Consider the following 21,764-nt stretch of genomic DNA (forward strand, 5'->3'; position numbering starts at 1 on the left):
TGTAGACGAAAGGAGCCATCCCCATGCCGGTGATGGATGACGACGACAAGATCATCGTCGACGCCGCGTACGACTTCGCCGCCAAGCGCCTCGCGCCCAAGGCGTTGGAGTGGGACGCGCAGCACCACTTCCCGAAGGACGTCCTCCGGGAGGCCGCCGGCATGGGGATGGGCGCCATCTACGTGTCCGAGGACGTCGGGGGCAGCGGTATGCGCCGCCTCGACGGCGTCCGCATCTTCGAGCAGCTGGCCCGCGGCTGCCCGGCCGTCGCCGCCTACCTGTCCATCCACAACATGTGCGTGTGGATGATCGACGAGTTCGGCACCGACGCCCAGCGGCAGCAGTGGATCCCGCCGCTGGCCGCGATGGAGCACTTCGCGTCGTACTGCCTCACCGAGCCGGGCGCCGGCTCGGACGCGGCGGCGCTGCGCACCAAGGCCGTCCGGGACGGCGACGACTACGTGCTCACCGGCACCAAGCAGTTCATCTCCGGGGGCGGCCGGTCGGACGTCTACGTGGTGATGGCCCGGACCGGCGACCCCGGCCCCAAGGGCATCTCGGCCTTTCTCGTCCCCGCGGACGCCGAGGGCCTGAGCTTCGGCCCGAACGAGGACAAGATGGGGTGGAACGCCCAGCCCACGGCGCAGGTGATCATGGAGGGCGTTCGTGTGCCGGCCGCCAACCTCATCGGCGAGACCGAGGGCCTCGGCTTCACCATCGCCATGCGCGGCCTCAACGGCGGCCGCATCAACATCGCGGCCTGCTCGCTCGGCGGGGCACAGGATGCGTACTCGCGGGCCGTGGCCCACCTGCGGGACCGCGAGGCCTTCGGCGGCCCGCTCATCGACGAGCCGACCATCCGGTTCACGCTCGCCGACATGGCGACGAACCTCGAGGCGAGTCGGCTCATGCTGTGGCGGGCCGCGGAATCGCTCGACGCCAAGGAGCCGGACCACGTCGAGCAGTGCGCCATGGCCAAGCTGTTCGTCACCGACCGGTGCTACGACATCGCCGACACGGCGCTGCAGCTCCACGGCGGTTACGGCTATCTGGCCGAGTACGGAATCGAGAAGATCGTCCGAGATCTCCGGGTACACCGCATCCTGGAGGGGACGAACGAGATCATGCGCGTGGTCGTCGGCCGGGCCGTCGCCGCGCGAGGACTGGGAGCGTAAGTCATGACCACTGTTGCATTCCTCGGGCTCGGCAACATGGGCGGCCCCATGGCCGCCAACCTCGTCGGCGCCGGACACGACGTCCGCGGCTTCGACCCGGTGCCGGCCGCCCAGGACGCGGCCCGCGAGTCCGGCGTCACCGTGTGCGAGACCCCCGTCGAGGCGGTGCAGGGGGCCGACGCCGTCGTCACCATGCTCCCCAACGGTGCGCTCGTGAAGTCGACCTACGCCGACGTCCTCCCGGCCGCCGGGAAGGGCACGCTCTTCATCGACTCCTCGACCATCTCGGTCGACGATGCCCGCGAGGTCCACGAGCAGGCGGTCTCCGCCGGGATGCTTCAGGTGGACGCTCCGGTTTCCGGCGGCGTCAAGGGCGCCACCGCGGGCTCGCTCGCCTTTATGGTGGGCGGCGAGGACGAGGCGTTCGCCGCGGCCCAGCCCGTCCTGGAGCCGATGGCCGGCAAGATCATCCACTGCGGTGTGCCCGGCGCGGGCCAGGCCGCCAAGGTGTGCAACAACATGGTCCTGGCGGTCCACCAGATCGCGATCGGCGAGGCGTTCGTCCTGGCCGAGCGACTGGGGCTCGAACATCAGGCTCTTTTCGACGTGGTGACCGGCGCCACCGGCAACAGCTGGGCGCTGCACACCAACTGCCCGGTCCCCGGTCCGGTCCCCACATCCCCGGCGAACAACGACTTCAAGCCCGGGTTCGCCACGGCCCTCATGAACAAGGACCTCGGGCTCGCGCTCGCGGCCCTCGAGAGTACCGGCACGGTCGCACCGCTCGGTGCGGCGGCGGCAGCCCTGTACGACGAGTTCGCACAGGAGCACGGCGGCGAGGACTTCAGCGCCATCATCACCAGCATCCGCGACTCGTCGGCCTGACCCGGCCGACGGGAGCTGACATCACTCCACTCTCGGGAGCCCACCATGTCCACCCTCCGTCCCAACGATTCCGACGCCGTCCTGGCCGCCCTGCGCGACCTGAGAACCGGGACGGGCCTGCCCGTCGTGTTCGCCGGGGAGGTGGAGGGGGAGACCGCCAAACTCAACCGGTTCATCGGCGTCCGCACGGACTCGATGCAGGGCCTGGCGGTGGCCAAGGGGCGCGGCCTGGGCGGCCACGTCATGGCCTCCGGCCGCCCGGCCACGGTGCGCGACTACCGGGAGTGTGAGGCGATCACCCGGCACTACGAGACCGCGGTCGAGCGCGAGGGCCTGCGCTCGATCATCTCGGTCCCGGTCATGGTCTCCGGGGTGGCGCGCACGATCCTCTACGGGTCGGTCCGCGTCGCTTCGCAGCTCGGCGACCAGGTCACCAAGGCGTTCGTCTCGGTGGCCGGCGAGCTGGCCACCGAGTTCCACGTGCGCGATGAGGTGGACCGCAGGCTGCGCATGAGCGAGCTGGCGGTGGCCGAGCAGCGGCACGGCCTGGAGTCCAGTGACCGTGAGCGGCTGCGCGTCCTGCACGGCGAGCTCCGCGCGATCGCGGCCGAGCTCGCCGACCCCGCGTTACGGGAGCGTCTGCTGGCGGCCGGGTCCGCCCTCGCCGGTGTCGGGTGGGCGCCGGGCACCGACGCCGCGCCCGTCACCACCTCCCCGGTCCTGTCGCCGCGCGAGATCGACGTGCTCTCCCAGGTGGCCCTGGGCTGTTCCAACGCGGAGGTCGCGGCGCGGCTGTCGCTCTCGCCGGAGACCATCAAGGCCTACCTGCGCAATATCGGCACCAAGTTGGGCACCCGGTCGCGGATGGAGTCCGTGGCCCGCGCCCGTCTGCTCGGCGCCCTGCCCTGAGCCGGCGCCGCACCGGATCGCCCCGGACGACCCCACGGTCGTCCGGGGCGATTGGCGTCCGAGGGGGTGCCGGGGTACCGCCGGGGTGGCCCGGTTCACCCAGAATCAGCCGCCTGACCTGCGGCTTGTGATCCGCGTCACCAGCCATCCACTTTCGGGTGTACCGGGGTGTGACCCATGCCACTTACTGTCCTCTTATCCGGCTGCAGTGAGTCGGAGTTCGCTCGCCTCGATCACACTCTCGGGGCTACCTCATCAGGAGACGCAAGTGACGACGCAGATCATCGACGCGAAGGGGGCCGGTAAGCCCACCTCCCTCAAGCGTGTCGCCGCGGCGAGCTCGATCGGCACCACGATCGAGTTCTACGACTTCTTCATCTACGGCACGGCCGCGGCCCTCGTGTTCCCGCACATCTTCTTCCCCAACCAGAGCGCCGCCGCCGCGACTCTCTCGTCGTTCGCGACGTTCGCCGTCGCGTTCTTCGCCCGCCCGGTCGGCGCGATCGTCTTCGGTCACTTCGGTGACCGGATCGGTCGCAAGAAGACCCTCGTGTCGACGCTGCTCATCATGGGCGTCGCCACCGTGTTCATCGGCCTGCTCCCGGGCTACTCGACCGGCGCGTTCGGCATGTTCTCGAACGGAATCGGGATCTGGGCGCCCACCCTGCTCGTGCTGATGCGCTTCTTCCAGGGTTTCGCCGTGGGCGGTGAGTGGGCCGGCGCCACGTTGCTCACCGCGGAGTACGCCCCCAAGGGCAAGCGCGGCATGATGGCGATGTGGCCGCAGCTCGGCCCCGCCTTCGCCTTCTTCCTCTCGTCGATGACCTTCCTCATCTTCACCCGCGGCGACAACACGAGCACCGACAGCTTCTTCATGACCGTCGGCTGGCGCATCCCGTTCCTGCTCTCCGCGCTGCTCGTGCTGGTCGGCCTGTGGATCCGCCTCGCGGTGGACGAGACCCCCGTGTTCAAGGAGGGGGAGCGCCGCCTCGGGCAGGACCCGGAGAAGAAGCTGCCCTTCCTGGACGCCATGCGTTACCAGTGGAAGGAGATCCTCATCGCCGGCGGTGCGCTGGCCTCGCTGTTCTCCCTCTTCTACATGGGCACCTCGTTCTTCACGAACTTCGCCACCAAGTACCTCGGCCACAGCATGCCGTTCGCCCTGTCCATGGGGATGCTCGCCGCGGTGATCTTCGGGCTCTCGATCGCCGCCTCGGCCATGTGGTCGGACAAGATCGGCCGACGTAAGGTCATCATGATCTCCTGCACCCTCGCCGTCATCTGGGCGCTCGCGGTGTTCCCGATCATGGAGACGGGCAGCAAGGCCGCGTTCGCGGTCGGCCTCATCGGCACCCTGATCATCTTCGGCATCGCCTACGGCCCGGCCGGCGCGGCCCTGCCCGAGTTGTTCCAGGCCCGCTACCGCTACACGGGCGCCGGCCTCGGCTACAACCTCGCCGGCATCTTCGGTGGCGCCATCCCGCCGCTGTTCGCCGCCCAGTGGGTCTCGCAGGGCAACGTCCTCTACGTGGGCATGATGCTGGCCGGACTGTCCGCGGTCTCGGTCCTGTGCACCTACTTCATGGTCGAGTCCAAGGACACGGAGATGGGCCAGGACCACGTGGCCCCGAGTGCCGCGCGCAAGGATCAGGCGCAGCAGCTCGCCCAGTCCGAGGTCCTCGCCTCCGAGGTGCCGTGATCGCACCGGCCTGACACGGGCGCCCCACCGGGTCCACCCGCCGGACCCACCCCAGCAGCCGCGCCCGGCCCCACCCGAGAGGGGGCCGGGCGCGGTGTCGTGTGTGGCGCGGTCAGAAATCGCCCGAGGAGTGGCGCAGGGTGGCGATCGCGTCGATGAGCGCGACCTGCTCCGCGTCGCTCATGCCGGGTTCGGCGAACACGCCGGCGTTGAGCGCCTCGGTGGCCTCGGCGACCACGTCGCGGCCGGCGTCGGTGATCTCGACGAGCGTGGTGCGCCCGTCCGTGGGGTGCGGGCGGCGCTCGACGAGTCCGGCCTCGAGCAGACGCTTCATGGCGCTCGTGACGCTGGTGACGTGCACCTGCAGGCGCTCGGAGGCCTTGGTGATGGGCATCGAGCCGGTGCGGGAGAAGGCGAGCAGGCGCAGCAGCTCGTAGCGCGGGAACGAAAGGTTCCACGGCCGTAGAGTCTCCTCGACGCGGGCGAGCAGGATCTGGTGCGCGCGCATCACCGATGTCACCACGGTCATCCCCTGGGCGGCTTCGGTCCAGCCCTCCCGTTCCCAGTTGGCGCGCGCCTGGTCGATCCGGTCGGGGGTCGGGGAGGTCTTCGGGGGCACGGTTCACTCCTCGAAGGCTGGGGGGATGGGATGATCAGGTGATTCTATCCGTAGAGCACGAGGAGGCCGAGCCGCCGTGGCCGAGGACCGACCGACCTCCGGAGCCGACGTCCCGCCGGAACGGGAGGTGGCGCCCGCGCCGAGCGTGCACTCGCTCGCGTCCGAGCTCCTCGCCGCCGCGGACGTCGCGGCGCCGGACCTGCGAGGGGGAACGGTGCTGGCGATGGCGGAGGCCTCCGATCCCGTCGCGCCGCCACGGGTCGAGGCCGCGGGCGGTGGCTGCGGCGGCGGCCGCCGTATCCTGCTCGACGGCGCAGCCACCACGTTGACCGACGGCGACCGGCCCACCCATCTGCTCGTGCGCGCGGTGGGACCGGACGGGTCCGGGGTCCTGGTGCTGGTCGAGCGCGGTGAGAGGGGCGTGGAGCCCTGGCCGCGCGGGGGCGAGCGGACGGGGGAGGTCGTCTTCCGGGCGGTCCGGCTCGACGCCGACCGGGTGGTCACCGGTGAGGTCCGCGACCCCGCCTGAGCTACTACGGCACGACGCTGCCGCCGAGCCGTAAGTCCATCCAGCTCACGCACGCCGACAAGCGGATCGGGCGCCAAGGGAGGGGCGGTCTCGTCGATCGTGCCCATCGTCCCGCACGGCCGGCCCGACGCCGACTGAACCCCGCATATCCTCGAGGAGGCGTTCTCGTTCCACACCCGCCTCGCGGAGACGGGGACCATGCTGGGGTAGGGAGAGTCCCGCCCACCGCCCGGAATCGGAGGACCGATGACGACGACCACCCGCCCGCTGCGGATCGGCAACGTGTCCGCCTCTCGTGGCGACCGTGCGAGCGCCACCGCAGAGTTCCTCGCCGCCGCCTCGCTGGACGTGCTCGCGCTGGACATGCTCTCGGACGAGGCGGTTCTCGAACGCGCGGAGGCCCGGGCCGCCGGAGGGCCGGGCTACGAGCCCGCGCTGCTCGACCAGCTGGAGCTGTGCCTGGACCGGCTGGGTCCGGGCGGGGTCCGGATTGTCACCAACGCCGGCGCGCTCGACCCGGCCGGGCTGGCGGTAGCGCTGCGTGAGCGCGCCGCGGAGGCGGGCGTACAGCTCGCGGTGGCGGCGGTCGACCCCGGCGACGTGACGGACCGGGCCGCCGAACTCGGACTGGGGGAGGCCGACGTGGCGACGGTGCGTCACGGCGCCTTCGGGATCGCCGCCGCGCTGCTCGCGGGTGCCGCCGTCGTCGTCACCGGGCGGGTGAGCCGGGAGGCGCTCGTGACGGGCGCCGCGGCCGCGCACCACGGCTGGACCCCGGCCGCCCTCGACGCGCTCGCCGGATCGGTGGCCGTGGGCCACGTCCTGTCGGGTGGGCCCGGCGCGACCGGCGTCGTGGACTCCTCGACCGACGTCACCCGCACCACGGACCCGGTCACCGGCGGCTACCCAATCGCAGAGATCGCGGGCGACGGCACGGCCGTCATCACCCGCCATCCGTCCGCGTTCGGTTCGGTGACCGTAGGCACCGTCACAGATCAGCTCCTCGACGGTGTGGCCGGGGCTCGGTACGCGGCGCCCGACGTCGTCCTGCGCCTGGACACCGTCCGCCTCGCCCAGGAGGGCACCGACCGCGTGCGCCTCACGGGTGCACGCGGCGAGCCGGCCCCGTCGGTTGTCGCCGTGGTGGCGATGACGGCGGGCGAGGGACGGCCGACAAGGGTGGCGCGGCCGCTGGAGCAGGAGCTTTCCGGGCACACCGTGGTCCTTCCCGACGGCCGACGCGTCGCTGTGCCGGTGCCACCGGAGACCGCCGCCATCGGGCCCGGCGAGCTGCCCTCCCCGTGGACGCCCGGCGCCGTGCCGGGCGGGCGGCCCCGGCCGGCGCCACTGGGCAGCGTGGCCGGCGTGCGGTGCGGAGTCGTGGGCCGAGGGGTCAACCTGGCCGTGTGGACGTGGGACGACTCGGCGTTCGCGTGGCTGGCCGGCGAGCTCACCACCGACCGGCTCACCGATCTCGTCCCCGGCCTCGACGGGCTCGACCTGCGTCGCTATGTGCTCCCCAACCTGCGGGCCGTCAACGTGGTGGCGCGACCCCCACGTGGACAGGTGATCGCCCCGGCGCTGGGGGCGGGCCTCGCCGGTGCGGTGCTGGAGATCCCCTCGGAACTACTCGAGGTGGATCCCTAGCGGAGTGCGCGGCCCATCCCGCCCCGTCCAACCAGCCCAGCTCGTACGACCCGCACCTACAGTGACCTCCGCAGCTCCGCCTTGCGAATCTTGCCCGTCGCGGTCCGGGGGATGGTGTCGACCACCACGACCTCGCGCGGTCGCTGCGCCGAGGACAGGTGCTCGGCGCCGAACGCCAGGACCGATTCACGTACGGAGTCGTCGTCGGTCGCTTCCTCTGCGGGGACGACCACGGCCACCACGATCTCCCCCCACCTCGGGTCCGGCCGTCCGAGACAGGCCACCTCGGCGATGTCCGGATGGTCGAGGAGCACCCGCTCGACGTGTAGGGAGGAAACGTTCTCGCCACCGGTCTTGACGATGTCCTTGACCCGGTCGGAGAACCAGACCACCCCGTCGGCGTCGATTCGGCCGAGGTCTCCGGAGTGCATGTGCCCGCCTCTGAAGACCTCGGCGTTGGCCTGCGGATTGTTCCAGTAACCCTCCATGACGGTCGGGCCGCGGTATGCGAGCTCGCCGTCGGCGTCATGCCCCAGGACCTGTTCGTCGCCCGGTTCGCAGATGCGGTTCTCGGCGACGGGGGTGGGGTAGCCCCACGAGTCCGGCTTGTCGGACCCGAGCTCGGGCCATTGCATGACGGTGGCGGGGGTGCACTCGCTCATGCCGGAGCCGAGGACGATCCTGGCGTCCGGGAGTGCGGCCTCGAGCCGGCGGCGCATCTCGGCGGACATCGGGGCCATCGCGTACAACGCGACCTCGACGGAGGTGAGGTCGAGCCCGCGTTCGGCTCCGTCGGCGAGGGCCTCGAGCATGAGCGGCAGGGCCACCAGGTGGGTGGCCCGGACGCGGGCGACGGTGTCTGCGTACCGCACCGGCTCGAAGCCGGACAGCAGGTGCACGGTCGCGCCCATGGTGATGCCCGCGATCAGCACTCCGTTGAGGCCTGCGGTGTGGAACAGCGGTAGCGGGAGGACCATCACCGACCCCGCGGTTCCCCAGCGTAGGCCGAAGATCGCGCCGTTGGACAGGCCGGCCATGGTGACGGCGAGGTGGGAGGTGAGCACCCCCTTGGGGCGCGAGGTGGTGCCGGAGGAATACAGGCACTGCACCACCTGGCGGTCGGCGATGACGGTCTCGGGGTTGGAGGGGTCGTCGGAGAGGAGCTCGTCCCAGCCGAGGAGCACGGGACCGCCGGCCGGGGCCTCGACTCCCTCGGGTACCGGGCCGAGGACGGCGACGGTGCGCAACGCCGGAAGGGCGGAGGCGGCGCCGAGAGCGAGTTCGGCGAGTGAGGGTTGGACCAAGAGGATCCGCGCGCCCGAATCGGCCAGGGCGTGACTGATGTCGTCGAGGCCGGACAGGAGGTTGAGGGGCAGGGCGACCATCCCGGCCTTGGCAGCGCCGAAGTAGGCGGCCACGAATTCGCGACAGTTGGTCGAGAGGATCGCCACCGGGTCGCCGGCCTGCGTACCGAGCGCGACCAGACCGTGCGCGAGGCGGTTGGCGGTGGTCTCCAGCTCGGTGTACGTCCACTCTCCGGCCTCGTCCGTCACCGCGACGCGGTCCGAGAAGGTGGCCGCGGCGCGGGTGGGGATGTCGCCGACGGAGCATCGCCGGGCGAGGGCGTGGTCGGTGGGGTCGATGCCGGTCAGGTCCAGTTCCACGAGCTCTCCCAGGGTTCCGTCCCCGACACGCTGTGTGTCGGGGATCACAGAGAGGAGAATCGCACGGCGCCCGAAAAAAAACAAGCATGCATGCTTGCTTTGTGTCGGGCGGGGTGAGACTGTGGTGTGGTGCACGACACGACACCGCCCCGGACGGCGCCCTCGGACCCACACCCGGCACTCGCCTCGTTGAACGACAGGCTGGACGCGCTCGTCGAGCAGGCCGGCCCCGAGGCCTGGACCACGGCCACCCCGGCCGAGGGGTGGGACGTGGGCATGCAGATCGCCCACCTGGCCTGGACCGACGAGGTCTCGCTCACGGCCATCACCGACCCGGACGCCTTCCAGGGCGTGGTGGAGCAGGCGATGCAGGACCCGACGGGCTTCGTCGACGTCGGCGCCGCCGCCATCGCCGCCACCGGCCGGGACCAGGTCCTCGCCCGCTGGCGCGCCGCCCGCGACGGACTCGGCCGCGCCCTCGCCGAGACCGACCCCGGCACGCAGATCCCGTGGTTCGGCCCACCGATGCGGCCCAGGTCGATGGCCACCGCCCGGATCATGGAGACCTGGGCTCACGGGACCGACGTGGCCGACGCGCTCGGGACGACGCTCGACGTACCCGAGGCGCTGCCCCACGTGGCTCGGCTCGGCTACCGCACCCGGGGCTTCTCCTACACGATGCACGGCCGGGAGGCCCCCGCCGCCGAGGTCCGGGTGGAGCTCGTAGGACCAGACGGTGCGGTGCACACCTTCGGCCCCGACGACGCCCCCCAGCGGGTCACCGGCTCACTCGAGGACTTCTGCCTGCTGGTCACGCAACGCGTCCACCGCGCGGACACCGACCTGGCGGCCACGGGCGCCAGCGCCGAGGAATGGCTCGGAATCGCCCAGGCCTTCGCAGGACTGCCCGGTGACGGACGCGAGGAGGGATCGCGCGCATGACCGAACTGACCACACCGACCGTGCTCCGCGTGGGCAACATGTCCGGCTTCTACGGCGACCGCATCTCCGCGATGCGGGAGATGCTCGAGGGCGGGGAGCTCGACGTGCTCACCGGCGACTACCTCGCCGAGCTCACCATGCTCATCCTCGGCCGCGACCGGATGAAAAGTGAGGAGCTGGGCTACGCCAAGACGTTCCTGCGCCAGCTCGAAGACTGCCTCGGCCTGGCGCTCGACTCCGGCGTGAAGATCGTCGCCAACGCCGGTGGCCTCAACCCGGCCGGGCTGGCCGGCGCGATCCGCGAGCTCGACGAGCGCCACGGCCTCGCCCCGAGGGTCGCCCACGTCGAGGGCGATGACCTCATCGCGCGGATCGGCGAACTCGAGATCCCGGCCGATGCCGGGCATCCCCTCACCGCCAACGCCTACCTTGGTGCCTTCGGGATCGCGCGCTGTCTCGACGCGGGCGCCGACGTCGTCGTCACCGGTCGGGTCACCGACGCCTCGGTCATCGTGGGCCCGGCCATCAGCCACTTCGGGTGGGGTCGCGACGACCTCGACGCCCTCGCCGGCGCCACCGCCGCCGGCCATGTCATCGAGTGCGGCACCCAGGCCACCGGTGGCAACTACGCCTTCTTCAACCGCGGCGAGATCGCTGATCCCCTCCACCCCGGCTTCCCGATCGCCGAGATCGCCGCCGACGGCACCTCGGTGATCACCAAGCACGCCGGCACCGGGGGAGCGGTCACCGTCGGCACGGTCACCTCGCAGCTGCTCTACGAGGTCACCGGCGCGCGCTACGGCGGTCCTGACGTGGTGACGCGCCTCGACACGGCCGTCGTCGAGCAGGAGGGACCGGACCGTGTCCGGATCTCCGGTGTGCGCGGCGAGACCCCGCCGCCCGAGACCAAGGTGTCGGTGACGTGCCTCGGCGGCTTCCGCAACGAGGTCACGTTCCTGCTCACCGGCCTGGACATCGAGGACAAGGCCGACCTGGTGCGCCGCCAGCTCACCGCGGGCCTGGCCACGCAGCCCGCCGAGATGGACTTCCGTCTCCACCGGACCGATCACCCCGACGCCGACACCCAGGCCGCGGCGACCGCCCTCTACACCTGCGTGGCATGGGACCCTGACCCCGAGGTCGTCGGCCGAGCGTTCTCGGACGCCGCCGTGGCCATGACCCTCGGCAGCTACCCGGGCGCCACCCCGAGCGCCCCGCCCGGACGCGGCGGCCCCTACGGCGTCTACATCCCCGCGTTCGTCCCACAGGCGTCGGTGCCGCACGTGGCGGTTCTGCCCGACGGGACCCGCGAGGACATCGCGCCGCCGGAGCGCACCGAGCCGATGGGCGACGGCCACGCCTCGGACGGCCTCGACGCCGCCGGTGCCCTGATCGACGACGACGAGGTCGGCGCCGCGACCGGCGGTTCCGCGCGCCGCGAGCCGCTCGGGACAATCCTCGGGGCGCGCTCGGGTGACAAGGGCGGCACCGCCAACATCGGCCTGTGGGCGCAGAGCGACGAGGCGTACCGCTGGATGCGCGAGACGCTCACCGTCGAGGAGCTGCGCCGTCTTCTGCCCGAGACCGCCGAGCTGCCGGTCGAGCGGTACGAACTGCCGCGCCTGCGGGCGATCAACTTCGTCGTGGACGGCCTGCTCGGCAAGGGCGTCGCCCACGGCTACCGCTGGGACCCGCAGGCCAAGGGGCTGGCCGAGTGGCTGCGCTCACGCGTCGTCGACATCCCCGAATCCCTCCTGGAGGAGTCCCCGTGACCATCCCTCCCCACGTACCGGGCGACCCCTGGTACACCGACGAGCGGCTCGCCCTGCGCGAGACCGCCAACCGTTTCGCCGAGCGCGAGATCCTGCCCTACCAGGACGAGTGGGAGGCCGGCGGCGCGATCCCTCGCCAGCTGCACCGCAAAGCCGGCGACCTGGGCCTGCTCGGCGTCTCGTTCCCCGAGGAAGTCGGCGGCGGCGGGGGTGACATCCGCGATTCGATCGTGGTGTGCGAGGCCCTGCACGAGTCCGGCGTCTCCAGCGGTGTGTTCGCCTCGCTGTTCACCTGCGGTATCGCCACCCCGCACCTCGCCACGTCGGGCCGGCCGGACCAGATCGAGCGCTGGGTCGCACCCACGCTCGCCGGCGAGATGATCGGCTCGCTCGCGATCACCGAGCCCGGCGGCGGCTCGGACGTCGGGCACCTCACGACCACCGCGCGGCGCGACGGCGACCACTACGTCGTCAACGGCGCCAAGACGTATATCACGTCCGGCACCCGCGCCGACTTCGTGGTGACGGCTGTGCGCACCGGCGGCGAGGACCTCCCTGGCGCGGCGGGCGTGAGCCTGCTCGTCATCCCCACCGACACCTCCGGCTTCCACCGCTCGGCCCCGCTCGACAAGCTGGGCTGGCGCGCCTCCGACACCGCCGAGCTGACGTTCACCGACTGCCGCGTGCCGGTGGAGAACCTCGTGGGCGAGGAGAACAGCGGCTTCGCGCAGATCGCCCTCGGCTTTGTGGGTGAGCGCGCCGCGCTGGCCTGCCAGGGCTACTCGCACGCCCAGCGCTGCCTCGACCTCACCCTGGACTGGGTGCGCGAGCGGGAGACCTTCGGCCGCCCGCTGCTGTCCCGCCAGGCCGTGCAGAACACGGTCACCGAGATGGCCCGCCGCATCGACGTGGCCCGCACCTACACGCACCGCTGCGTGGACCTCGCCGCGTCGGGCCACGACGCGATCGCCGAAGTCTGCTTTGCCAAGAACACCGCCGTGGAGTGCGCCGAGTGGGTGGCCAACCAGGCCGTCCAGCTCTTCGGTGGCCTCGGCTACATGACCGAGTCCGAGGTGAGTCGCCAGTACTGGGACGTGCGCCTGCTGGGCATCGGCGGCGGCACCACCGAGATCCTCACCACCCTCGCCGGACGACGATTGGGATACACGGCATGACCATTCTGCGATCCACCCTCGATACCACGGGCGCCGAGTTCGACGCCGCCCGCACCGCGATGGAGGCCAAGCTCGAGCAGCTGGCCACCGACCTCGAGCCGGCCCTGGCCGGCGGCGGCGAGCGCAAGGTCGCCCGCCACCGCGCGCGCGGCAAGCTCACCGCGCGCGAGCGTATCGACTCGATCCTCGACCGTGAGTCCCCGTTCCTGGAGCTGTGCGCGCTCGCTGCCTGGGGCTCGGACTTCCAGACCGGCGCCTCCGTGGTGGCCGGCATCGGCGTGGTCGAGGGCGTGGAGTGCCTGCTCATCGCCAACGACCCGACGGTCAAGGGCGGCACCTCCAACCCGTGGACGCTACGCAAGATCCTCCGCCTCAACGACGTGGCGCTGAAGAACCGGCTGCCGGTGATCAGCCTCGTCGAGTCCGGCGGCGCGGACCTGCCCACGCAGAAGGAGGTGTTCGTCCCGGGCGGCGCGCTCTTCCGCGACCTCACCCGCCTGTCCAAGGCCGGCATCCCCACCATCGCCGTGGTGTACGGCAACTCCACCGCCGGCGGCGCCTACGTTCCCGGCATGAGCGACCACGTGGTGATGATCGAGGGCCGCTCGATGGTGTTCCTCGCCGGCCCGCCGCTGGTCAAGGCGGCCACGGGCGAGATCGCCGACGAGGAGACGCTCGGCGGCGCCGACATGCACGCCCGGGCCTCCGGCCTGGCCGACCACCTCGCCGTGGACGAGAAGGACGCCGCCCGCATCACCCGGGGCATCGTCCGCCGCCTCAACTGGACCAAGGTCGGCCGTACGCCGCGCGCCGAGGTGGCCGAGCCGCTGTACTCCGACGAGGACCTGCTGGGGATCGTCCCCGAGGACCTCAAGATCCCGTTCGACCCGCGCGAGATCATCGCCCGGATCGTCGACGGATCCGACTTCGACGAGTTCAAGCCGCTGTACGGCGCGAGCCTGTGCACCGGCTGGGCCGAGATCCACGGCTACCCCGTGGGGATTATCGCCAACGCGCGTGGTGTGCTGTTCTCCGAGGAAGCGCAGAAGGCCACGCAGTTCATCGAGCTGGCCAACCGCTACGACACCCCGCTGCTGTTCATGCACAACACCACCGGCTACATGGTGGGCTCGGAGTACGAACGCGGCGGGATCATCAAGCACGGCGCCATGATGATCAACGCGGTCTCCAACTCGGAGGTCCCGCACCTCTCGCTCATCACGGCCGCCTCCTACGGCGCCGGCCACTACGGCATGTGCGGCCGCGCCTTCGACCCGCGCTTCCTCTTTACCTGGCCCAGCGCCAAGTCGGCCGTCATGGGCGGGCAGCAGCTCGCCGACGTCGTCACCTCCGTCGCCGCCGCCGCCTCCGCCGCCCGCGGCGAGGAGATGGACCCCGAGAGCATCGAGGGCCTCAAGACGATGATCGCCGACCAGATCGAGAAGGAGTCGTTGCCCGCCTTCCTGTCGGGGATGCTCTACGACGACGGCGTGATCGACCCCCGCGACACCCGGACGGTGCTGGGCCTGGCCCTGTCCGCGATCCACTCCGGCCAGGTCGCCGGAACCGACCGCTTCGGCGTCTTCCGGATGTGAGGAACCAGACCATGACCACGCAGATCACCTCTGTCCTGGTGGCCAACCGCGGCGAGATCGCCCGGCGCGTCCACCACACCGCCCGGTCCCTGGGCATGACCACCGTCGCCGTGTACTCCGACGCCGACTCCGACGCCCCCCACGCGCGGGAGGCCGACGCGGCCGTCCGGCTGCCGGGCAACACCCCGGCCGAGACGTACCTGCAGGGCGAGGCCGTCATCGAGGCCGCCCGCGCCGCCGGCGCCGACGCGATCCACCCCGGCTACGGCTTCCTGTCCGAGAACGCCGGCTTCGCCCGCGCCGTCATCGACGCCGGCCTGACCTGGGTGGGCCCGCCGCCCGCGGCGATCGACGCCATGGGTTCCAAGATCGAGGCCAAGAAGATGATGGCCGCCGCGGGCGTCCCGATGCTCACCGACCTCGAGCCCGGCGACGTCACCGAGGACATGCTCCCGGTGCTCGTCAAGGCCTCCGCCGGCGGCGGCGGGCGCGGCATGCGCGTCGTCCGCACGCTCGACGCCCTGGAGGGCGAGATCGCGGCCGCGAAGCGCGAGGCGCTCTCGGCCTTCGGCGACGACGCCGTGTTCTGCGAGCGCTACCTCGAACGAGGCCGCCACATCGAGGTCCAGGTGATGGCCGACGCCCACGGCACCGTGTGGGCGGTGGGGGAGCGTGAGTGCTCCATCCAGCGTCGCCACCAGAAGGTCATCGAGGAGGCGCCGAGCCCGCTCGTCGAGCGCACGCCCGGGATGCGGGAGAAGCTCTACACCGCGGCCCGCGACGCCGCGGCCGCGATCGGCTACACCGGTGCCGGCACCGTGGAGTTCCTCGCGACGGATGCCGGCGAGTTCTTCTTCCTCGAGATGAACACCCGTCTCCAGGTGGAGCACCCCGTCACCGAGGCCACCACCGGCCTGGACCTGGTGGCGTTGCAGCTCGACGTGGCGGCCGGCCTGCCGCTGCCCTCGGCCGAGCCGCCGGCCGCCCACGGCTGGTCGATCGAGGCGCGCCTCTACGCCGAGGATCCTGCCAACGACTACACGCCCGGCTCGGGGACGCTGTGGTCGCTCGAGGTGCCGGGCGTGGTCTCCCGGTTCGAGGGCCCGCACCGGCCGGGGATCCGGCTGGACAGCGGCTTCGAGCCGGGCGAGACGGGCGCGGAGATCGGCGTGCACTACGACCCGATGCTCGCCAAGGTCATCTCCTACGGACGTACCCGCGCCGAGGCGTGCGCCTCGCTCGCCGGCGCCCTGGCCCGCGCCGAGGTTCACGGCCTCATCACCAACCGCGCCCAACTCGTGCGCGTGCTGCGGCACCCGGAGTTCGTGGCCGGCAACCTCTCGACGGCCTTCCTCGACGAGCACGGCGGCGAGGACGCCCCGGACGGCCCGGCCCTGGCGGCCCCGCTCGCCGACGCCGAGGCCACGGCGATCTCCGCCCTGGCGGCGGCCCTGGTCTCGGGGACCGCCGAGCACGCGGCCGGCCCGGTCCCGCGCGCCCGGCCGGGCTTCCGCAACGTCGGCCGCACGCTCCAGAAGCGGACCTACCGCTCCGGCTCCGACGAGCTCGAGGTGGCCTACGTGCGTAGCCGCTCCGGGGCGAGCCCCGACGGCGAGCTGGCCGACGTGGTGACCGTCGAGGAGGTGGGCCCGGACGCGGCCGTCTTCTCCGTCCGCGGCGTGCGCCGGGCCCTCCGGGTGTCCCGGTACCCGGTGCCCGGCGCCGACACCGTGGTCGAGGTGGACTCGCCGCTGGGCCCGGTCTCGCTCACCGAGCCGCCCCGCTACACCGACCCGGCCGCCGAGGTGGCCGCCGGCTCACTGCTCGCCCCGATGCCCGGCGCGGTCATCCGCGTCGCGGTGGAGGTGGGCGACACCGTGACCGCCGGCCAGCCGCTGCTGTGGATGGAGGCCATGAAGATGGAGCACACCATCGCCGCGGCCGTGGACGGGGTCGTCACCGAGCTGCCCGTCGCCGTGGGCGACCAGGTGGCCTCCGGCGCGGTCCTCGCCGTCGTCTCCGAACCCGATACCGATACCGATCCCGACAACGCCGCGCAGGAGTGACACCGATGACCCCCGACCCCAGCCAGATCCCCAACCCGGTCGTCGACACCGACGAGCAGGCCCAGCTCCGCACGGTCGCCTACGACCTCGGCTCGCGCTACGGCATCGAGTACATGCGCGAGAAGTCCGACGCGGGGGAGACCACCGACGAGCTGTGGACCGAGGCGGGCCGCCTCGGCCTGCTCGGTGTGAACCTGCCCGAGGAGTACGGCGGCGGTGGGGCCGGAATGACCGAGCTCGCGATCGTCGAGGAGGAGCTCTCCGCCGCGGGCGCCGGGCTGCTCATGATGGTGGTCTCGCCGGCCATCAACGGCACGATCATCTCGCGCTTCGGCACCGAGGAGCAGAAGAAGCGGTGGCTGCCCGGCATCGCGTCGGGCGAGACCATCACCTCGTTCGCGATCACCGAGCCCGACGCCGGCTCCAACTCGCACGCCATCACCACCACCGCCCGCCGCGACGGCTCCGACTTCCTGCTCAAGGGCCAGAAGACGTACATCTCGGGCGTGGACCAGGCGGACGCCATCCTCGTGGTGGCCCGCCTCGAGGGCTCGAACAGCGGGCGGCTCGAGCCGGCGCTGTTCATGGTTCCCACCGACGCGCCGGGCCTGGAGGCCACGCACATCCCCACCGAGGTGCGCACGCCCGAGCGGCAGTTCCAGCTGTACTTCGACGACGTCCGGCTGCCCGCCGAGGCGCTCATCGGCGACGGCGACACGGCGCTGCTCATGCTCTTCGCCGGCCTCAACCCCGAGCGGATCATGGCCTCGGGCATGGCGTGCGGCACCGCCCGCTTCGCGCTGAACCGGGCCACGACGTACGCCAACGAGCGGCAGGTGTGGAAGACCCCGATCGGCGCCCACCAGGGCGTGTCGCACCCGCTCGCGCAGTGCAAGATCGAGCTCGAGCTGGCACGGCTCATGATGCGCAAGGCCGCGGCCCTCGTGGACGCCGGGCTCGACGACCTCGCCGGCGAGGCCGCCAATATGGCCAAGTACGCCTCGGGGGAGGTTTCCGCGCGGACCGTGGACCAGGCCATCCAGACGCTCGGCGGCAACGGCCTGTCGGTGGAGTACGGGCTCGCGGGCATGCTCGCCGCCTCGCGCCTGCCGCGGATCGCGCCGGTGAGCCGCGAGATGATCCTCAACTACGTGGCCCAGCATTCGCTGGGCCTGCCCAAGAGCTACTGAGGGCCGGCGGGGACTGTCGGTGACTGCCGGTAGGATGTGCCCACCCGGGAAGACTGACGACGACGCTCACGACGACGAGGTGTGCCATGGCCAGGACCAAGCCTGCTCACGACCTGCGGTCCGACGAGCAGTTCCTCCACGAGGAGGCCATGACCGACGTCTCGGACGTCCTGCTGTGCATCGAGGACGCGGTCAAGCGCGCCCGCAAGGCGCTCAAAACGCTCGGGGACACGCCGTCGGAGCGGAACACCACGCTCGCGCTGCAGCAGACGGTGGACTCCCTCACCTCGGTGCGCAAGCGTCTGGAGTGGGACACCCTCTACGCCGACCCGGACTCGCCGCGGCTCCTCTGACCGTGCGGTGGGGCACCACCCGGTGTCCGACCGGCGTGTCAGGGTGAGGGCCATGCGGAGTGGCCAGGAGATCCAGGAAGCGCTCGAGGGGTTCGTCGAGCGGTGGAAGGACTACACCGGGAGTGAGAAGGGCGAGGCCCAGACCTTCCTGACCGAACTGTTCCGTGCGTACGGAACCGACCGGGTCGAGGTGGGGGCGCGCCTGGAGGACTTCATCTCCACCGCGGGCTTCCTGGACCTGCACTGGCCGGGGGTCTGCATCATCGAGATGAAGGCTCCGCACGTCTCGGTGGAGACCGCCCGCGAGCAGGTCAAGGCGTACTGGGAGGAGTCGTCGACGGACGACACTCCGGCGGCGCGCTGGGTGGTGATCTGCAACTTCCGTGAGTTCGAGGTGTGGGAGCCGGGGCGGTACCCCAAGTCACCGCGGATCCGGTTCTCGCTGGGTGAACTACCGCAGCGCCTCGAAGCCCTGTCGTTCCTGCAGGGCGAGGACCAGGTTCCGAGCTTCCTCGAGCACCACAAGGAGCTCACCACGCGGACGGCGGCGTGGGTCGCCGAGGCCTACCACTCGATGGCGGACCGCCGCGCTGCGCCGTCGAGTGAGATCCAGCGTTTCGTCATGCAGTCCGTGTGGACGATGTTCGCCGAGGACCTGGGGTTGCTTCACGGGTCGCCCTTCCAGAACACCGTGGAGCTCCTGCGCAAGGATCCGTCCCGGAACTCGGCTGCCGAGCTGGGCTACCTGTTCCGGGTGCTCAACCAGAAGGGCAAGCACAACCGCAAGGGGCTGCTGGCCGGCACCGCGTACGTCAACGGCGAGCTGTTCGCGCAACCGGCCGAGGTCGAGCTGAACGCGGCCGAGCTGGAGTTGTTCGCCAAGGCCAGCGCGTCGGACTGGAGCAAGGTCGACCCGACCATTTTCGGCTCGCTCATGGAGCTGGTGATCGGGCAGGAGAAGCGCTGGGAGCGCGGCGCGCACTACACGCACGAGGCCGACATCATGAAGATCGTCGGCCCCACCATCGTGCGGCCGTGGCAGGAGCGCATCGACGCCGCGACGAGCCCGCAGGAGGCGGCCGATCTTCTCGACGAACTGTGCGCCTTCCGTGTACTCGACCCGGCCTGTGGCTGCGGCAACTTCCTCTACATCGCCTACCGCGAGCTGCGCGGGCTGGAATCGGAGCTCAATCGTCGGATCGACGACCTCGCCTCGGAGACCGGCCTGCCGGCTCCCGCCGGCCCCCGGCCGTTCTATCCGGTGACCAATCTCCTCGGGCTGGAGATCGAGCGGGTCTCCGTGCTCATCACCCGGGTCACCCTGTGGATGGGGCAGCGGCAGATGATCGACCGCTTCGGCCCCGCCGAGGACCCGCTGCCCCTGGTCGGTCTGCCGGGGATCCAGCACGCCGACGCCCTGCGGACGCCGTGGCCGGAGACCGACTGCATCATCGGCAATCCGCCGTTCATGGGGTCACAGCGTGTCCGGGCGAGCCTCGGTGACCAGTACACGGAGTGGCTCAAGACGCAGTTCGGCGTCGGGGTCAAGGATCTGTGCACGTACTGGTTCCGGATCGCGCAGGATCATTTGAAGGTGGGGCAGCGTGCGGGCTTGGTCGGCACCAATTCCGTCGCACAGAACAAGGGCCGGGCGGCCTCACTCCAGTACATCGCTGACAACGGCGGTGTGATCACGGACGCCGTCTCAAGCCAGAAGTGGCCGGGGGAGGCCAAGGTCCACGTATCCCTGGTGAACTGGGTGAAGGGGGAGCAGCCCGAGCAGTTCATCCTCGACGGCGAAGAGGTCGAGGGGATCTCGACGAGCCTCGGGCCGGTCATGGGCTGGGAGCCTGTCAAACTGACGGCGAACAAGGGTAAGAGCTTTCAAGGGGCGACCCCTGGTAACGCAGGGTTTCTCGTGTCGGCGGAGAAGGCATCGGAGTTCGTCGGAGAGCATTACGAGAACCGCAGTGTCGTGAAGCGGTCGATGACCGCGAACGACATCACTGAAGAATGGAATCAAGAGCCGACCCGATGGACGATCGATTTCGGAGTTCTGGCGCTTGAAGACGCACTTCAGTATGGCGGCCCTTTAGCGGTGGTAAGGGAAAAGGTCCGCCCCGAACGAGAGTCGAATAACCGAGCCTCCTATCGGAAGTACTGGTGGCGATTCGTGGAGCCACGACCGGCGATGCGGGCCGCGCTGGCGCCACTTTCCCGGTTCCCGGTGATCGCGATTCACGCAAAGCGATTCGCGATGGCGTGGGCGGAGAAGGACTGGCTTCCGAGCAACGCGATCATCGCCTTCGCCTTCGACGACGACTTCTCGATGGGAGTCCTCCAGTCGAGCGCCCACGTCGCGTGGGCGTGGTTCCGCTCGTCGACCCTTGAAACCCGGCTCCGATACACCCCCACGTCGTCTTACCAGACATTCCCCTGGCCGGACCGGATGACCGAAGCCCAGCGGGAGGCGGTCGCCGCCGCCGGCCGCGCCATGCTCGCCGAGCGCACTCGCATCTGCACGGAGCGGCAGATCGGTCTCACCGAGCTCTACAACCTCGTCGACGAGGGCGCCTTCGCGGAACTGAAGACCCTCCACAAGAAGCTCGACGTGGCCGTCGCCGCCTGTTACCGGTGGCCGGCCTCGATCGCGCAGGACCACGACGAGCTCGTCCGGCGCCTCCTCGACCTCAACAGAAAGATCAGCCAAGGAGAACGCGACTATGACCCCTTCTGACGCCGAGATCGTCCGGTACGAGTCCCGCGGCGGCGCCGCGTACGTCACGCTGGACTCCCCGCACAACCGCAACGCCATCTCCACGGCGCTCGTCGAGCAGCTGCTCGCGGCGCTCGAGCGGGCGGCGACCGACGACACCGCGCGCGTCGTGGTGCTGGGCCACACCGGCGGCACGTTCTGCGCCGGCGCGGACCTGTCCGAGGCGTCCGCGAGCACCGGCAGCCCGGAGGAGCAGGCCGCGCAGCGGACCCGCGTCTTCCTGGGCCTGCTCCGGGCGATCGTCGCGCACCCCAAGCCGGTGATCGCGGCCGTGGACGGCCACGTCCGCGCGGGCGGGATGGGCCTGGTCGCGTCCTGCGATCTGGCGCTGGCGGGACCCTCGTCGTCGTTCGCCCTCACCGAGGTGCGACTCGGCCTGGCCGCCGCGATGGTCTCCGTGCCCCTCGCCGCGCGGGTCGAGGCCCGGGCGCTGTCCCTGCTCCTGCTCACCGGCGAGAAGATCGACGCGGCCCGGGCCGCGGAGATCGGCGTGCTCACCGCCGCCGTGGACGACCTCACGGCGGCCGTGGGCGAGCTCGTCGAGGCCTTCCGGCCCTGCTCGCCCCAGGGGCTCACGGAGAACAAGGCGCTCCTCGCGGCGCCGCTGCTCGCCGAGCTCGACGCCCGCGGGGACGAGCTGGCGGGTGTGACGGCGAGGTTGTTCACCACCCCGGAGGTGGCCGAGGGGATGACCGCCTTCCTCGAACGTCGCCCGCCGTCCTGGGCGACGGCGTAGGTCCCAGAGGCCCGCTGCACCATCGCCCCGAC

17 protein-coding genes are annotated in these 21,764 nt (G+C 71.2%); 15 read left to right on the forward strand and 2 right to left on the reverse strand.

Translation table 11 applies throughout. The annotated features are described in order from the left end of the window. The first annotated feature begins 23 nt into the window (after positions 1-23). From ACH0BZ_RS01455 to ACH0BZ_RS01470, 4 genes are all read left to right on the forward strand, one after another. Complete coding sequence (locus tag ACH0BZ_RS01455; RefSeq protein ID WP_406896087.1) at positions 24-1,175, forward strand: acyl-CoA dehydrogenase family protein; 1,152 nt, start codon at positions 24-26, stop codon at positions 1,173-1,175. Positions 1,176-1,178: 3 nt separating this feature from the next. Then, positions 1,179-2,060 carry a 3-hydroxyisobutyrate dehydrogenase gene (mmsB, locus tag ACH0BZ_RS01460; RefSeq protein WP_406896088.1) on the forward strand — a complete coding sequence of 294 codons (882 nt, stop codon included), beginning with the start codon at positions 1,179-1,181 and terminating at the stop codon, positions 2,058-2,060. 45 nt (positions 2,061-2,105) lie between these two features. Continuing rightward, positions 2,106-2,969, forward strand: coding sequence for a LuxR C-terminal-related transcriptional regulator (locus tag ACH0BZ_RS01465; RefSeq protein WP_406896089.1), 864 nt, complete (start codon positions 2,106-2,108; stop codon positions 2,967-2,969). 268 nt (positions 2,970-3,237) lie between these two features. After that, positions 3,238-4,668, forward strand: coding sequence for an MFS transporter (locus tag ACH0BZ_RS01470; protein WP_406896091.1), 1,431 nt, complete (start codon positions 3,238-3,240; stop codon positions 4,666-4,668). A gap of 112 nt (positions 4,669-4,780) precedes the next feature. On the opposite strand, the gene ACH0BZ_RS01475 is transcribed toward ACH0BZ_RS01470, so the two are convergent. Next, positions 4,781-5,287, reverse strand: coding sequence for a MarR family winged helix-turn-helix transcriptional regulator (locus ACH0BZ_RS01475; protein WP_406896092.1), 507 nt, complete (start codon positions 5,285-5,287; stop codon positions 4,781-4,783). A gap of 76 nt (positions 5,288-5,363) precedes the next feature. On the opposite strand from ACH0BZ_RS01475, the gene ACH0BZ_RS01480 reads away from it, so the two are divergent. Beyond that, the gene (locus tag ACH0BZ_RS01480) at positions 5,364-5,816 is read left to right on the forward strand and encodes a hypothetical protein (RefSeq protein WP_406896094.1); all 453 of its coding nucleotides are present in this window, start codon (positions 5,364-5,366) and stop codon (positions 5,814-5,816) included. Positions 5,817-6,062: 246 nt separating this feature from the next. Next, on the forward strand, positions 6,063-7,463 hold the full coding sequence (locus tag ACH0BZ_RS01485) for an acyclic terpene utilization AtuA family protein (protein WP_406896096.1): 1,401 nt from the start codon (positions 6,063-6,065) through the stop codon (positions 7,461-7,463). A 56-nt stretch (positions 7,464-7,519) separates the two neighbouring features. Here ACH0BZ_RS01485 and ACH0BZ_RS01490 read toward each other — a convergent pair whose 3' ends face one another. Next, on the reverse strand, positions 7,520-9,175 hold the full coding sequence (locus ACH0BZ_RS01490; protein WP_406896098.1) for a class I adenylate-forming enzyme family protein: 1,656 nt from the start codon (positions 9,173-9,175) through the stop codon (positions 7,520-7,522). Positions 9,176-9,316: 141 nt separating this feature from the next. Here ACH0BZ_RS01490 and ACH0BZ_RS01495 point away from each other — a divergent pair, with 141 nt between their 5' ends. The 9 genes from ACH0BZ_RS01495 to ACH0BZ_RS01535 all read left to right on the forward strand — a co-directional run bounded on the left by ACH0BZ_RS01495 (position 9,317) and on the right by ACH0BZ_RS01535 (position 21,732). Beyond that, a complete protein-coding gene (locus ACH0BZ_RS01495) occupies positions 9,317-10,069 on the forward strand; it encodes a TIGR03084 family metal-binding protein (protein ID WP_406896099.1) in 753 nt (250 codons plus the stop codon). Further along, a complete protein-coding gene (locus tag ACH0BZ_RS01500; protein WP_406896100.1) occupies positions 10,066-11,841 on the forward strand; it encodes an acyclic terpene utilization AtuA family protein in 1,776 nt (591 codons plus the stop codon). The genes ACH0BZ_RS01495 and ACH0BZ_RS01500 overlap by 4 nt, the downstream gene beginning before the upstream one ends. Further along, a complete protein-coding gene (locus ACH0BZ_RS01505) occupies positions 11,838-13,016 on the forward strand; it encodes an acyl-CoA dehydrogenase family protein (RefSeq protein ID WP_406896102.1) in 1,179 nt (392 codons plus the stop codon). Before ACH0BZ_RS01500 ends, ACH0BZ_RS01505 begins: the two co-directional genes overlap by 4 nt. Continuing rightward, complete coding sequence (locus ACH0BZ_RS01510) at positions 13,013-14,611, forward strand: acyl-CoA carboxylase subunit beta (protein ID WP_406896103.1); 1,599 nt, start codon at positions 13,013-13,015, stop codon at positions 14,609-14,611. Before ACH0BZ_RS01505 ends, ACH0BZ_RS01510 begins: the two co-directional genes overlap by 4 nt. Positions 14,612-14,622: 11 nt before the next feature. Next, positions 14,623-16,677, forward strand: coding sequence for a biotin carboxylase N-terminal domain-containing protein (locus tag ACH0BZ_RS01515; protein ID WP_406896104.1), 2,055 nt, complete (start codon positions 14,623-14,625; stop codon positions 16,675-16,677). Between the two features lie 5 nt (positions 16,678-16,682). After that, a complete protein-coding gene (locus tag ACH0BZ_RS01520; protein WP_406896106.1) occupies positions 16,683-17,867 on the forward strand; it encodes an acyl-CoA dehydrogenase family protein in 1,185 nt (394 codons plus the stop codon). An 86-nt stretch (positions 17,868-17,953) separates the two neighbouring features. Further along, on the forward strand, positions 17,954-18,220 hold the full coding sequence (locus ACH0BZ_RS01525) for a hypothetical protein (protein WP_406896107.1): 267 nt from the start codon (positions 17,954-17,956) through the stop codon (positions 18,218-18,220). Between the two features lie 52 nt (positions 18,221-18,272). Beyond that, positions 18,273-20,957, forward strand: coding sequence for a DNA methyltransferase (locus tag ACH0BZ_RS01530; RefSeq protein WP_406896109.1), 2,685 nt, complete (start codon positions 18,273-18,275; stop codon positions 20,955-20,957). Next, positions 20,944-21,732, forward strand: a complete 789-nt coding sequence (locus ACH0BZ_RS01535) for an enoyl-CoA hydratase family protein (RefSeq protein WP_406896110.1) — start codon at positions 20,944-20,946, stop codon at positions 21,730-21,732. The genes ACH0BZ_RS01530 and ACH0BZ_RS01535 overlap by 14 nt, the downstream gene beginning before the upstream one ends. Positions 21,733-21,764 lie beyond the last annotated feature (32 nt).

Source organism: Dietzia sp. 179-F 9C3 NHS (genome assembly GCF_045369825.1).
GTDB lineage: Bacteria > Actinomycetota > Actinomycetes > Mycobacteriales > Mycobacteriaceae > Dietzia.

Coding starts and splice junctions, on each gene's coding strand:
- ACH0BZ_RS01455 (WP_406896087.1), top strand. CDS start 24: ATGCCGGTGATGGATGACGACGACAAGATCATCGTCGACGCCGCGTAC.
- mmsB (WP_406896088.1), top strand. CDS start 1,179: ATGACCACTGTTGCATTCCTCGGGCTCGGCAACATGGGCGGCCCCATG.
- ACH0BZ_RS01465 (WP_406896089.1), top strand. CDS start 2,106: ATGTCCACCCTCCGTCCCAACGATTCCGACGCCGTCCTGGCCGCCCTG.
- ACH0BZ_RS01485 (WP_406896096.1), top strand. CDS start 6,063: ATGACGACGACCACCCGCCCGCTGCGGATCGGCAACGTGTCCGCCTCT.
- ACH0BZ_RS01500 (WP_406896100.1), top strand. CDS start 10,066: ATGACCGAACTGACCACACCGACCGTGCTCCGCGTGGGCAACATGTCC.
- ACH0BZ_RS01510 (WP_406896103.1), top strand. CDS start 13,013: ATGACCATTCTGCGATCCACCCTCGATACCACGGGCGCCGAGTTCGAC.
- ACH0BZ_RS01515 (WP_406896104.1), top strand. CDS start 14,623: ATGACCACGCAGATCACCTCTGTCCTGGTGGCCAACCGCGGCGAGATC.
- ACH0BZ_RS01520 (WP_406896106.1), top strand. CDS start 16,683: ATGACCCCCGACCCCAGCCAGATCCCCAACCCGGTCGTCGACACCGAC.
- ACH0BZ_RS01525 (WP_406896107.1), top strand. CDS start 17,954: ATGGCCAGGACCAAGCCTGCTCACGACCTGCGGTCCGACGAGCAGTTC.
- ACH0BZ_RS01530 (WP_406896109.1), top strand. CDS start 18,273: ATGCGGAGTGGCCAGGAGATCCAGGAAGCGCTCGAGGGGTTCGTCGAG.
- ACH0BZ_RS01535 (WP_406896110.1), top strand. CDS start 20,944: ATGACCCCTTCTGACGCCGAGATCGTCCGGTACGAGTCCCGCGGCGGC.